This is a genomic window from Mesorhizobium jarvisii (genome assembly GCF_003601985.1).
In the GTDB taxonomy this organism is placed as follows: Bacteria; Pseudomonadota; Alphaproteobacteria; order Rhizobiales; family Rhizobiaceae; genus Mesorhizobium; species Mesorhizobium jarvisii.
The window spans coordinates 712,823-725,013 of sequence record NZ_QZXA01000001.1 but is presented as its reverse complement, the minus strand read 5'-3'; the positions used below and the strand labels follow the sequence as shown (position 1 = coordinate 725,013).

At 64.5% G+C, this 12,191-nt stretch carries 10 protein-coding genes and 2 pseudogenes; 7 read left to right on the top strand and 5 right to left on the bottom strand.

Features of this window, described 5'->3' with window-relative positions:
- Positions 1 to 36 precede the first annotated feature (36 nt).
- Positions 37 to 736: pseudogene (locus D3242_RS03445) on the top strand (type 1 glutamine amidotransferase).
- Between the two features lie 297 nt (positions 737 to 1,033).
- Positions 1,034 to 1,165 (top strand): hypothetical protein, encoded by a 132-nt coding sequence (locus D3242_RS34245; protein WP_257784452.1) that lies wholly within the window; start codon positions 1,034 to 1,036, stop codon positions 1,163 to 1,165.
- A 44-nt stretch (positions 1,166 to 1,209) separates the two neighbouring features.
- Here the strand turns inward: D3242_RS34245 and D3242_RS03435 are convergent, their stop codons facing one another.
- From D3242_RS03435 to D3242_RS03425, 3 genes are read right to left on the bottom strand one after another with little or no spacing between them, the layout of a single operon-like run.
- Positions 1,210 to 1,977, bottom strand: a complete 768-nt coding sequence (locus tag D3242_RS03435) for a metallophosphoesterase family protein (protein ID WP_038644895.1) — start codon at positions 1,975 to 1,977, stop codon at positions 1,210 to 1,212.
- 37 nt (positions 1,978 to 2,014) lie between these two features.
- Positions 2,015 to 3,151, bottom strand: coding sequence for an alpha-hydroxy acid oxidase (locus D3242_RS03430; RefSeq protein ID WP_019860027.1), 1,137 nt, complete (start codon positions 3,149 to 3,151; stop codon positions 2,015 to 2,017).
- Between the two features lie 23 nt (positions 3,152 to 3,174).
- A complete protein-coding gene (locus D3242_RS03425) occupies positions 3,175 to 3,978 on the bottom strand; it encodes an FCD domain-containing protein (RefSeq protein ID WP_019860026.1) in 804 nt (267 codons plus the stop codon).
- Positions 3,979 to 4,202: 224 nt separating this feature from the next.
- Here D3242_RS03425 and D3242_RS03420 point away from each other — a divergent pair, with 224 nt between their 5' ends.
- From D3242_RS03420 to glcF, 5 genes are all read left to right on the top strand, one after another.
- The gene (locus tag D3242_RS03420; RefSeq protein ID WP_010914419.1) at positions 4,203 to 5,525 is read left to right on the top strand and encodes a DUF3422 family protein; all 1,323 of its coding nucleotides are present in this window, start codon (positions 4,203 to 4,205) and stop codon (positions 5,523 to 5,525) included.
- A 125-nt stretch (positions 5,526 to 5,650) separates the two neighbouring features.
- On the top strand, positions 5,651 to 7,147 hold the full coding sequence (locus D3242_RS03415; protein ID WP_064986505.1) for an FAD-linked oxidase C-terminal domain-containing protein: 1,497 nt from the start codon (positions 5,651 to 5,653) through the stop codon (positions 7,145 to 7,147).
- Between the two features lie 4 nt (positions 7,148 to 7,151).
- The gene (locus D3242_RS03410; protein WP_064986446.1) at positions 7,152 to 7,736 is read left to right on the top strand and encodes an ASCH domain-containing protein; all 585 of its coding nucleotides are present in this window, start codon (positions 7,152 to 7,154) and stop codon (positions 7,734 to 7,736) included.
- The gene (locus tag D3242_RS03405) at positions 7,733 to 8,938 is read left to right on the top strand and encodes an FAD-binding protein (RefSeq protein WP_064986448.1); all 1,206 of its coding nucleotides are present in this window, start codon (positions 7,733 to 7,735) and stop codon (positions 8,936 to 8,938) included. Before D3242_RS03410 ends, D3242_RS03405 begins: the two co-directional genes overlap by 4 nt.
- A 10-nt stretch (positions 8,939 to 8,948) precedes the next feature.
- Positions 8,949 to 10,274, top strand: coding sequence for a glycolate oxidase subunit GlcF (glcF, locus tag D3242_RS03400; RefSeq protein ID WP_064986449.1), 1,326 nt, complete (start codon positions 8,949 to 8,951; stop codon positions 10,272 to 10,274).
- 10 nt (positions 10,275 to 10,284) lie between these two features.
- Here glcF and D3242_RS03395 read toward each other — a convergent pair.
- Together D3242_RS03395 and D3242_RS03390 are read right to left on the bottom strand one after the other, a co-directional pair.
- Positions 10,285 to 11,204: pseudogene (locus tag D3242_RS03395) on the bottom strand (bifunctional 5,10-methylenetetrahydrofolate dehydrogenase/5,10-methenyltetrahydrofolate cyclohydrolase).
- Between the two features lie 264 nt (positions 11,205 to 11,468).
- A complete protein-coding gene (locus D3242_RS03390; protein ID WP_064986451.1) occupies positions 11,469 to 12,164 on the bottom strand; it encodes a L,D-transpeptidase in 696 nt (231 codons plus the stop codon).
- Between the last annotated feature and the right edge of the window lie 27 nt (positions 12,165 to 12,191).

Genomic DNA, 12,191 nt, shown 5'->3' with positions numbered 1-12,191 from the left:
CTCCTGGCATCATTTTCATGTCAGCAGGGTTTTGCGATGCGGGTGCTGGTGGTTCAGAACTACGACAATACCGGCCTCGGCCAGGTCGGTGCCGCACTTGCTGAAGCCGGCGCCGATCTCGACGTGCGTCTCCCTTACAAGGGTGATCCGCTGCCGGACGACCACGGAGCATGATGCGATGGTGGTGCTCGGCGGCGGCCAGAATGCGCTGGCCGATGATGAGTATCCCTATTTCCCAGCACTGCTCGAACTCACCCGCGATTTCGCCGGCAAGGATCGCGCCGTGCTCGGCATTTGCCTTGGCAGCCAGCTCGTCGCCCGCCGCGCCTTCGGCGGCGAGAACCGCATCGGCGGCGCCAATGAATTCGGTTGGTGCGGCGTGTCGCTGACGCCAGACGCCAGGGCCGATCCGGTATTGGCTGAACTGCCGGAAATGTTCCCGATCTTCCAGTGGCACGACGACACGTTCGATCTGCCGCATAACGCCGTGCGGCTGGCCGGCAACGAAGTCGCCGACAACCAGGCGTTCCGTGTCGGCCGCGCTATCTATGGTTTCCAGTTCCATTTCGAGGCCGACCGGCCGATGGTGAAGGACTGGAGTACCTCCTTCGCGTCGACAATCGCTTCGCGGCATCCCGATTGGGCCGAGAGGCTCGATGGCGAAATGGCCCTTAACGGACCCGACGCCGATGCCGCCGGTATGGCGATTGCCCGCGCCTGGGTAGCCACGATCTAAGAGCCTGCCTCGTGCCTCGCGTGACATACGTGACATAATTGGCACGCAGCCGTGAAACCGGCTGGGGAAAACCCCTTTCATCCTTGGCTTGTGTCAGACCGCCATCCTAGAAGGCGCGCGCTCTGCATCGGCTGTGCAACCGGGATGAACCTTTTGTGTGACCCGTGCGACACACCTCCGATACAGAACGCGCTTAGAAGCGCGAAATCGTCGAAACTTTGAAGCGAATTCTCCGTTTCAACGCATTGGTAACCGCCTGGTGCACAGATGCAGGAAGCTCAACAAGAGATGACGTCCGTGAAAGCAGCTCTTCTGTCCTTTGCCATGTTGTCCGCCATCGTGCTGTGCGGTCTCGGCATCTATTCCGCCGATGCCGCCAACAACCACAACGCCGTCGACGGCTACGGCGTCACCGCCTCGCTTCGCTAGAAAAGCCGGCCCGCTCGCGACGCATGCCTGCGACGCGGCTGGGCTCAAGCTCCCTTCATAGCCATTTCCAGGATGCGTTTGTCCGCCCCGTCGACGACGAGAGCGGTCAGCATGCCTGATTGCCAGGCAAGCGTGTCGACATTGACGCGGTTGGCCATCACTTCGGCCTCGGGGACAGGTGTGTGGCCGTGCACCACAATCTTCGGGAACAGGCCGGTGTGATCGTGGAAAACGTCGCGGATCCAGATCAGGTCCTGCGGATTCTGCTTGTCCAGCGGAATGCCCGGCCTGATGCCGGCATGGCAGAAGAAGAAGTCGCCGAACGTTAGCGAGAACGGCAGCGATCGCAGGAAATCGACATGGCCCGGCGGCATCGCCTCAAGCAGGGCCTGATGTCCGCGTCTCATCGTCTCCATCTTGCCGAACCAGCTGGCGTCAGCAGTCAGCGACACGCCATAGGACAGCGCCGTCTGGACGCCGCCATAGCGCATGAAAAGCCCTTCCGGCTCGGGGGTCCTGAGAAAATCGAGAAAGCCGATGTCGTGGTTGCCGGCGAGCATCAGATGGCGAGGATCGCGTTCGCGCGCCGCGATCAGGAAATCGATGACGCCCTTGGAATCCGGTCCGCGGTCGACATAGTCGCCGAGATGGATCACCCGCCAGTCGCGAACCGGTTTCCACTCCAGCTCGCTCTCGATCCGCTGGTGCATGGCTGCCAGCAGGTCGAGCCGGCCATGCACGTCGCCGATGGCGTAAAGACGCACACCTTCCGGCCCATGCGCGTCGAGAAAATGGATGCCGGGTTCCGCCAACGCCTCGTGGTCTCCGTGGTCAGGCTGTCACCGGACCCTAGCGCCGGAGCTGATCCTTGCCCATGTCGGTGACCAGACGCTTTCCGCACAGAGCCAGCGTGATGTCCATCTCCTTGCGGATGATTTCCAACGCTTTGGTAACCCCTTCCTTGCCGAGCGCGCCCAGGCCGTAAAGGAATGGCCGGCCGATATAGGTGCCCTTGGCGCCGAGACAGAGCGCTTTCAGCACGTCCTGGCCGGAGCGGATGCCGCCGTCCATATGCACCTCGATCTTGTCGCCGACCGCGTCCGCGATTTCTTCCAGCGCCATGATCGAGGACGATGCGCCGTCGAGCTGGCGCCCGCCATGGTTGGAAACCACGATCGCGTCGGCGCCGGTCTTGGCCGCCATCAGCGCGTCCTCCTTGTCGAGGATGCCTTTCAGGATCAGCTTGCCGCCCCAGCGTTCCTTGATCCAGGCGACATCTTTCCACGACAGCTGCGGGTCGAACTGCTCGTTTGTCCAGGACGACAGTGAAGAGACGTCACCGACACCCTTGGCGTGGCCGACGATGTTGCGGAAGGTGCGGCGCTTGGTGCCGGCGATACCCAGGCACCAGCGCGGCTTGCTGGCCAGGTCAATGATGTTGGCCAGCGTCATCTTGGGCGGCGCCGAAAGCCCGTTGCGCACATCCTTGTGGCGCTGGCCGAGGATCTGCAGGTCGAGCGTCAGCACCAGCGCCGAGCATTTCGCCGCTTTTGCCCGATCGATCAAATCGAGCACGAAATCCTTGTCGCGCAGCACATAGAGCTGGAACCAGAACGGTTTCGTCGTCGCCGAGGCGACATCTTCGATCGAGCAGATGCTCATCGTCGACAGGGTGAAAGGCACGCCGAATTCCTCGGCCGCCTGTGCCGCTAGCATCTCGCCATCGGCATGCTGCATGCCGGTCAGGCCGGTCGGCGCTAGCGCCACCGGCATCGACACTTTCTGGCCGATCATGGTCGATTCCAGTGAGCGGTTGCTCATGTCGACCATCACGCGCTGGCGGAACTTGATCTTCTGGAAGTCCTGCTCGTTGGCCCGATAGGTGCTCTCGGTCCAGGCGCCGGAATCGGCATAGTCGAAGAACATCTTGGGCACGCGCCGGCGGGCGAGATCCTTGAGGTCCGCGATGGTGAGAATGTCGCTCATGATGTCCCTGCTTGATCGTACTACTAGGAGCGCCTGCGCGCCGGTTCGGTGTCGCCGGCTTCCGAACGCTGCCGCAACCGCAGCCGTGACACGCGTTGCCAGTCGCCGCTACGCTCGGCTTCGGCCATCGACCGCTCGACATAGGTCATGTGGTCCATTGCCGCGTGCCGGGCAGCGTGGGGATCGCCGGCCTTGACCGCGGCGTGGATTGCCTTGTGCTGCGCCAGCAGCGCCTCGCGCGCGCCAGGCACGGTGAAGACCAGCAGACGGTTCTGGAAGACGCCTTCCGACAAAAGCCGGTAGCAGGAACGCAGCGTGTGCAAGAGCAGGATGTTGTGCGCGCATTCGCAGATCGCTTGGTGGAACTCGACGTCGATCTCGGCCTCGTCGTCGAAATCGCCGGTGCGATGCGCCTCGTCCATGCGCGCCATGATGCGGTCGAGCAGCGCCAGATCCTCGGGGGTGGCGCGCCGCGCCGCATATTCGGCGGCTATGCCTTCGATCTCGCGGCGATATTCCAGATAATCGGTCACCGCCTTGCGATGCGTCGAGATCAGGTCGGCCACCGGCTTGGTGAACAGCTGGCCGATGATGTCGGCGACATGCGTGCCGCCGCCGGCCTTGGTCGTCAGCAGCCCGCGCCCTTCCAGCGCCTTCAGCGCGTCGCGCAGGATCGGCCGCGATACGTCGAACTGGCGTGCCAGCTCGCGCTCGCCCGGCAGCCGGTCGCCGGTGCGCAGCACGCCTTCGAGGATGAGGCTTTCGATCTGCTGCACCACCTCGTCGGCGGTGCGCGAATGCTCGATCCGGGAAAAAATATCGCTCAACAGCTGTGCCTGGGAATTGAACCGGTGTCGCGCAGGATAAAGCCTGCGTCGCCAACTGGTCAAATTATTTATCCAATTGGTCGAAGCGTGTCGGTTTCGCCGCCCGGCGCAATATCATCTTCGGCTAAACTTTGCTGTTTGCGTCGTCAGCCTATTGGCTCTAGAGGGACGCGACTGCCAAAAGGTCAGAGAAAGAGGGTCTAGAGAACCCCGGGGGGCAAGCCGTGTCAGACGACCCGTCCAATCTCGAATTCCAGCCGCGCGCCAAGGGCAGCGTCATGGGTTTCCCCGCGCATGAGGGCCGGCCCGGCGCGCTGGGAGAGGTCCATGCCCGGCCGCATCCGCTGATCGAGAAGCCGCGCGTCCTGGTGCAACTCGCCTTCATGACCGAGGGTGGCTCCGGCGTCGACCATGCCGTGCTTTCCGAACTTTCGCGGCGCCTCGGTATCGCCGCGCCCGATCGCCAGGCCCGTCACCATGCCATGAAGTGGGGCAAGGGTTCGCTGCGTTGGGAACGGCATACGGAGTTCTCGACCTATCTCTGGGAAGGCCCGCTTTCCGAAAGCGGCAGGGCGCAGGAGGATACGCCCTTCGGCAACGGCTTTTCGCCGCCGGGCACCGTCATTTCGGGCATTCGGCTGGAGATCCGCAAATGGACGCAGACGAGCGAGCGGCTGATTGCGGCTTTCGACCCGACCAGCCTGTGCTACTCGCTGGTTGAGCGCGGCAACGCAGCCATCGTCACGGATTTCCGCCAGGATGGCGACGGCATGACCCGCATCCTGGTGCTCGACCGTGGCCTGACGCCGGCGCGTACCGGGGCGCTGTCGCAGCGGCTGATCGACATCGAGACCTATCGCACGCTCGCCATGCTCGGCCTGCCGCTGGCGCTGACCCTGTCCGGCCGCGCCCGCCGCATCGAGGACAGGCTGGCGCAGACCACGCTGGAAATGAAGGTCGCCGAGACCCGCGACAGCCAGACTTTGCTGGCGGACCTGACCGAACTTGCCGCCGAACTGGAGGCCGACGCTGCCTCCAGCCTCTACCGCTTCGGCGCCAGCCGCGCCTATGACGGCATTGTCGTCGAGCGGCTGGAAGCGCTCGAGGAAGAGGCCGTGCCCGGCTATGACACCTGGGGTGGGTTCCTGCAGCGCCGCGTTGCGCCTGCCATGCGCACCTGCCGCTCGGTGGAGGAGCGGCAAGCCAATCTGTCGCGCAAACTGACCCGCGCCACGACGCTGCTGCGCACCTGGGTCGATGTCGAGGTCGAGAAGCAGAATCGTGACCTGCTCGCCTCGATGAACAACCGCGCCCGGCTGCAACTGCGCCTGCAGCAGACCGTCGAGGGCCTCTCGGTCGCCGCCGTCTCCTACTACGTCGTCGGGCTCATCGGTTATGTCGCCAAGGGCGCCTCGATCTTCGGCCATGCTTTCGCGCCGGAAGTCGTCACCGCCGCCTCGGTGCCGGTCGCCATCCTGCTGGTCTGGTGGGGCGTGCGCCGCGTGCGGCGGATGCATTCCGAGCCGGCCAAGCACCCGGGCGAATAGCGGCAGATTGCCGCTGCGGAAACCTGTCCCGGCCCGACGCGGGCGCCTCCCATCACCGCGGCATTTGCAAGCAGCGCGCTTCACTGGTAAAAGATTTTGACCAGTGAAGCAAAATGAGGCTGCTGATGTCCGGCCTGGCCATGCCGAAACCAGACGACGCCACGATGCGTCGGCGCGAAGAGATCGTCGCCGACATGCGCATCATCGTGCCGGGCGAGGGCGTGGTCGACGCGGCCAACGCCATGCGCGCCTTCGAGAGCGATGGCCTGACCGCCTATCGACAATTGCCGCTGGTCGTCGTTCTGCCCGAGACGGTGGCGCAGGTCTCCCGGGTGCTGAAATACTGCAACGACCGCAACATCCGCGTCGTGCCGCGCGGTTCCGGCACCTCGCTGTCGGGTGGTGCGCTGCCGCTGGAAGACGCGGTGCTTCTGGTGATGAGCCGCTTCAACCGCATCCTGGCGATCGATTTTCCAAATCGCATCGTCGTGGCCCAGCCGGGCGTCACCAATCTCGGCATCACCACCGCCGTCGAGCAGGAGGGCTTTTACTACGCCCCCGATCCATCCTCCCAGATCGCCTGCTCGATCGGCGGCAATGTCGCGGAGAATTCCGGCGGCGTGCACTGCCTGAAATACGGCCTCACCGCCAACAATGTGCTCGGCATCGAGATGGTGCTGATGAATGGCGAGGTGGTGCGGCTCGGCGGCAGCCATCTCGACGCCGAAGGCTACGATCTGCTTGGCGTGATGACCGGTTCGGAAGGCCTGCTCGGCGTCGTCACCGAGGTTACGGTGCGCATCCTGAAGAAGCCGGAAACGGCGCGCGCGCTGCTGATCGGCTTTCCGACCAGCGAGCAGGGCGGCCAGTGCGTCGCCGACATTATCGGCGCCGGCATCATCCCCGGCGGCATGGAAATGATGGACCGGCCGGCGATCCATGCCGCTGAGGATTTCGTCCATGCCGGCTATCCCCTCGATGTCGAGGCGTTGCTGATCGTCGAGCTCGACGGACCGGGCGTCGAGGTCGATCACCTCATCACCGCTGTCGAGGCGATCGCCATAAGCAACGGCTCGACCACCTGCCGCATCTCGCAATCCGAGCAGGAGCGGCTGAGCTTCTGGGCCGGCCGCAAGGCGGCCTTCCCGGCGGTCGGCCGCATCTCACCCGACTACTACTGCATGGACGGCACCATCCCGCGCAAGGAATTGCCGCGCGTGCTCGCCGGCATGCGCGAGTTGTCGGAAAAATACGGTCTCGGCGTCGCCAATGTCTTCCACGCCGGCGACGGCAATCTGCATCCGCTGATCCTCTACGATGCCAATGTTCCCGGCGAACTCGACAAGGCCGAAAGTTTTGGCGCCGATATATTGCGCCTCTGCGTCAAGGTCGGCGGCGTGCTGACAGGCGAACATGGGGTTGGGGTCGAGAAGCGCGATCTGATGCCGGAAATGTTCAACCAGGTCGATCTCGAGCAGCAGATGCGCGTCAAATGCGCCTTCGACCCCAACCATCTGCTCAACCCGGGAAAAGTCTTCCCGCAACTGCGCCGTTGCGCCGAACTTGGGCGCATGCATGTGCACCGGGGGCAGGTGGCATTTCCGGACATTCCGAGGTTTTGAGGGGATGCTGTTCCGGGACCAGACCCTTGCGGCCATTGCGTTGGGCGAAGTGACGCTCGCCTTTCGCCGCTGGAAGCGACCGACGGTCAAGGCTGGCGGGCGGGTGAGAACGGCGTCGGGTGTCGTGCTGATCGGCGGTATCGCGGTCGTGGAGATGTCCGCATTGTCGGAAAAGGATTCGAGTGCCGCCGGCTTTCCAACACTCGAAGCTCTTCGGGAGATGCTGGGGTCCGACGACGGCGCCCCGGTCTATCGCATCGAACTCATCGGTCTTGAACCCGACGAACGGGTTGCCTTGCGCGGCGAGGCTTCGCTTTCCGATGCGGACTGGCACGCCCTGACCGCACGCTTTGCCCGCTGGGACAAGACGGCACCCGGCTATTTCCCGTCGATCCTGCGGGCAATCGGCGCCCATCCGGAAGTGCGGGCGGCTGACCTGGCGGCCAAGGCCGGGGTCGAGACGCTGAAGTTCAAACAGGGTGTCCGCAAGCTTGGGGAATTCGGCCTGACCGAGAGCCTCGAGAGCGGTTACCGGCTGTCGCCGAGGGGCGAAGCCGTGCTCGAGAAGCTCAGGGAGCACAGGCTTTGACGACTTTGACCCCAACCACGTCAGACGAGGTCCTTTCCACCGTCGCCTGGGCGGTGGGGGAAGAGACGCCGCTCGAAATTATCGGCCACGGCTCCAAGCGCGGCATTGGCCGGCCGCTGCAGACGGAACACACGCTCGACCTGTCGACACTCACCGGCGTGACCCTCTATGAACCCGCCGAACTGGTGCTGTCGGCAAAGGCCGGTACGCCTTTGGCCGATATCGAAAAGCTGCTGGCGGAAAACGGCCAGCAGCTGGCCTTCGAGCCGATGGACTATGGCCCGCTGCTCGGCGGCGAGCCGGGCAAAGGTACGATCGGCGGCGTGCTTGGCGCGAACCTCTCCGGTCCGCGCCGGCTGAAGGCCGGTGCGGCGCGCGATCATATCCTCGGCATCAACGTCGTGTCCGGCCGTGGTGAAGCTTTCAAGTCCGGCGGCCGCGTGGTCAAGAATGTCACCGGCTACGACATGTCGAAGCTGATGGCCAACAGCTGGGGCACGCTCGCCGTTTTCACCGACGTCACTTTCAAGGTGCTGCCATCAGCCGAGACCGAGGTGACGCTCGCTATCCGTGGGCTGCTCGACGATGCCGCGGCAAGTGCCATGGCGCTGGCGCTCGGGTCCAGTGCCGAAGTGTCGAGCGCTGCCCATCTGCCGGAGCGCATTGCCGCGCGCGTCGCCGGCGGTGCGCTCGGCAGCGACGCCGCCACGCTGCTGCGCGTTGAAGGTTTTGGCCCGTCCGTCGCCTATCGCATCGCCGCGCTGAAGACGCTGCTCGGCAAGGCCGGGCCGCTGGAGGAGATTGCCGGCGAGGCTTCGCATCTGATCTGGCGCGATGTGCGCGATATCAGGCCGTTCGCCGACGGCAGCGAGAAACCGGTCTGGCGCGTGTCGATGGCGCCCTTTCACGCGCATCAGATGGTGCTGACCCTGCGCATGCAGGCGGCCGCCAGCGCCTTCTATGACTGGCAGGGCGGGCTGGTGTGGCTGCGCATGGAAGAGGGCGACCCCGAAGCCGCCCTGCTGCGCGGCCTGTTGCGCAAACATGGCGGCGGCCATGCGACGCTGGTGCGCGCCGCCCCTGCCCATCGCGCCGCGCTGCCGGTGTTCGAGCCGCAGCCGCCGGCGCTGGCAGCGCTCAGCCAGCGGCTGAAGCAGGAATTCGACCCGAAGAACATCCTCAATCCCGGCCGCATGGCCTAGGACATCAGCGATGCAGACGAATTTCTCATCCGCCCAGCTCGCCGACCCGCATGTCGCGGAATCCGAAAAGATCCTGCGCAAATGCGTGCATTGCGGCTTCTGCACGGCCACTTGCCCGACCTATGTGACGCTCGGCAACGAGCTCGATTCGCCGCGCGGGCGCATCTATTTGATCAAGGACATGCTGGAGAACGGCCGTCCGGCCGACAAGGAGATCGTCACCCATATCGACCGCTGCCTGTCGTGCCTTGCCTGCATGACCACTTGCCCTTCGGGTGTGAACTACATGCACCTGGTCGACCATGCCCGCGCCCACATCCAGGAGACCTATGACAGGCCGCTGCTCGACCGCTTGACGCGCGCCATGCTGGCCTTCGTGCTGCCCTATCCCCGGCGTTTTCGCGCCGCTCTCAGACTGGCGAAACTCGGCAAGCCCTTCATCGGCCTGTTCGAGAAGCTGCCGGCGCTAAAGCCGCTCGCCGCCATGCTTAAGCTCGCGCCGGCCTCGATCCCGGCAGCCTCGCCGATGGCCTCGCCGGGCGTCCATGCCGGGCAGGGGGCCAAAAAGGGCCGCGTCGCCATTCTCACCGGCTGCGCGCAGTCGGTACTCGATCCCGCCATCAACGACACGACGATTTCGCTGCTGACGCGCCTCGGCGTCGAGGTCGTGGTGCCGCCCGGTGAGGGCTGCTGCGGCGCATTGGTCCATCATATGGGGCGAGAAGAGGCCGCACTTGCCTCGGCAAGACAGAATGTCGATGCCTGGACGCGCACCATAGACCAGGGCGGGCTCGACGCCATCATCATCACCGCGTCCGGTTGCGGCACGACGATCAAGGACTATGGCTTCATGCTGCGGCTCGATCCGGCCTATGCGGAGAAAGCCGCGCGGGTGTCGGCGCTGGCCAAGGACATCACCGAATATCTGGCAAGCCTCGACTTGCCGGAGCCGGTGCGCAAGCCAGGTACCATCGTCGCCTATCACTCCGCTTGTTCGATGCAGCACGGCCAGAAGATCACACGCCAGCCGAAAGAGTTGCTGGCCAAGGCCGGCTTCATTGTGCGCGAGCCGCGCGAGGGTCATCTGTGCTGCGGCTCGGCCGGCACCTACAACATCCTGCAATCCGAGATTTCAGCCAAGCTGCGCGACCGCAAGGTCAGGAATATCGAGGCGACCGGGGCTTCGATCGTGGCCACCGGCAACATCGGCTGCATCACCCAGATTGCGTCGGCCGCCAGCATGCCCGTCATACATACCATCAAGCTGCTTGACTGGGCCTATGGCGGGCCAAAGCCGGAGGGTGTTCGCGACGAGAGCCTAATCGCCGCGGAGTAGGGATCGGCGCTTACTCCGCCGCCAGCCTGTCCGCGGTGCCGTAGGTCGCCTCGTACAGCGCGCGCTGGCGGCTAAGCGCCACCATCGTGTTGCGCAGCAGGATCGCCACCGTGATCGGGCCGACGCCGCCCGGTACCGGCGTAATCCAGGAGGCCACGTCTTTCACACTGTCGGTGTCGACGTCGCCGACGATGCGGCTCGTCCCATCGGGTCCGATCTCGGAATTGATGCCGATATCGATGACGGCAGCCCCTGGCTTGACCATATCGGCCTTGATCAGCCGCGGCTTGCCCACGGCGACGAACAGCGCGTCGGCGCGGCGCGCATGCGCTGCGACCGATCGCGTCATGTGATGGCAGACCGTGACCGTCGCGCCTTCGCTCATCAAGAGGAAAGCGATCGGCTTGCCGACGATTTCCGAATGGCCGACGATGACGACTTCAGCCCCTTGAGGTCAAGGCCGGTCTCCTTGAGCAGTTCGACGGATGCAGCCGCCGTGCAGGGCGCCAGATCAAGCTGGTTGTAGACGATGTTGCCGATCGAAGCCGGGTGCATGCCTTCGACATCCTTGAGCGGATGCACAGCCGCCTGCAGCGTCTTGACCGAAATATGCGCCGGCACCGGCCGCTGGATGATGATGCCGGTGACGCGTGGATCGGCGTTCAGGCCATGGATGGCCGCTTCCAGTTCGCCCGAGGTGATGGTGGCGGGAAAACGCCGTTCCTCGAAATCGATGCCGGCAAGCTGCGCCTTGGCGCGTTGGTTGCGCACATAGACATCCACGGCATCGGTATCGCCGACGGTGATCGAGATCAGCTTGGGCGGAAAACCCTCGGCCTTGGCAATCGCCGCATCCTCGCGCACGGCGGCGATGATGCGCTGGGCAACCGGGCCGCCCTTGAGATAGCGGCTGTCGTCGGGCAGGGACATGGGTGGGACTCTTTGCTTGCGTTGGCGCCGACATAGCAAAGGACCGCCGAAAATGGCAGCATGAAAGCGAAGCGCCATGCCTTCTGCGCGACGCAACGACGCGGGCTTTGTCGCTGGGACAGGACGCCGATCAAAGAAGAAGGGCAGCGCGGTTTCCCGTGCTGCCCTTCCTGACTGACCGCATCCCCACACGGCCCGTCCCCCGTTGTTCCTCTCGACTTCAGGAAACGATGTGCTTCCCTACCAGGTGATTCGCTGCAGCTATTATATCACCTCGACCGTGGTTCCGACATTGACCCGCTCATAAAGGTCGACCACGTCCTCGTTGCGCATGCGGATGCAGCCAGACGACACCGCGCCGCCGATCGTCCATGGCTGGTTGGTGCCATGGATGCGGTATTCGGTCGTGCCGAGATAGAGCGCGCGGGCGCCGAGCGGGTTCTCGATGCCGCCGGCCAGATAGGTCGGCAGATAACGGCCCTTGGCGGCTTCGCGCTTGATCATCTGCGCCGGCGGGCGCCAGTCCGGCCACTCGCGCTTGTTGGTGATCTTGTGCGTGCCCGACCATTCGAAGCCGGGCTTGCCGGTGCCGACGCCGTAGCGCCGCGCCTTGCCGTTCTTCTCGACCAGATAGAGAAAATTCTGCGTCGTATCGATGACGATCGTGCCCGGCTTCTGCGTGCCGTCATAGGCGACTTCCTGCGGCAGGTAGATCGGATTGATCTGCGGGCGCATGACCATGCGCTTCGCCGGTGCCTGCACTGCCGCCGTCTGCACGCGGTCTGGCTGTGCCGGTTGCGCGGTGCCGGGCGCATTGCCGAGCTGCAGCACCCAGGGGGCGGAAAGGTCGGGGCTCACCATCACAGGCGGCCTGTCGGCATAGCGGTCGCCAGCGGCCGAGGGTGTGACGCCGGCAAACACAGCCACGGCGCCGAACACGGAAAACACAACTCTCTTCATCGGGAACGCACCTTAGATCGTCTGATA

Coding starts and splice junctions, on each gene's coding strand:
- D3242_RS03430 (WP_019860027.1), bottom strand. CDS start 3,151: ATGAGCGACATTCTCACCATCGCGGACCTCAAGGATCTCGCCCGCCGG.
- D3242_RS03415 (WP_064986505.1), top strand. CDS start 5,651: ATGTCCGGCCTGGCCATGCCGAAACCAGACGACGCCACGATGCGTCGG.
- D3242_RS03410 (WP_064986446.1), top strand. CDS start 7,152: ATGCTGTTCCGGGACCAGACCCTTGCGGCCATTGCGTTGGGCGAAGTG.
- glcF (WP_064986449.1), top strand. CDS start 8,949: ATGCAGACGAATTTCTCATCCGCCCAGCTCGCCGACCCGCATGTCGCG.
- D3242_RS03390 (WP_064986451.1), bottom strand. CDS start 12,164: ATGAAGAGAGTTGTGTTTTCCGTGTTCGGCGCCGTGGCTGTGTTTGCC.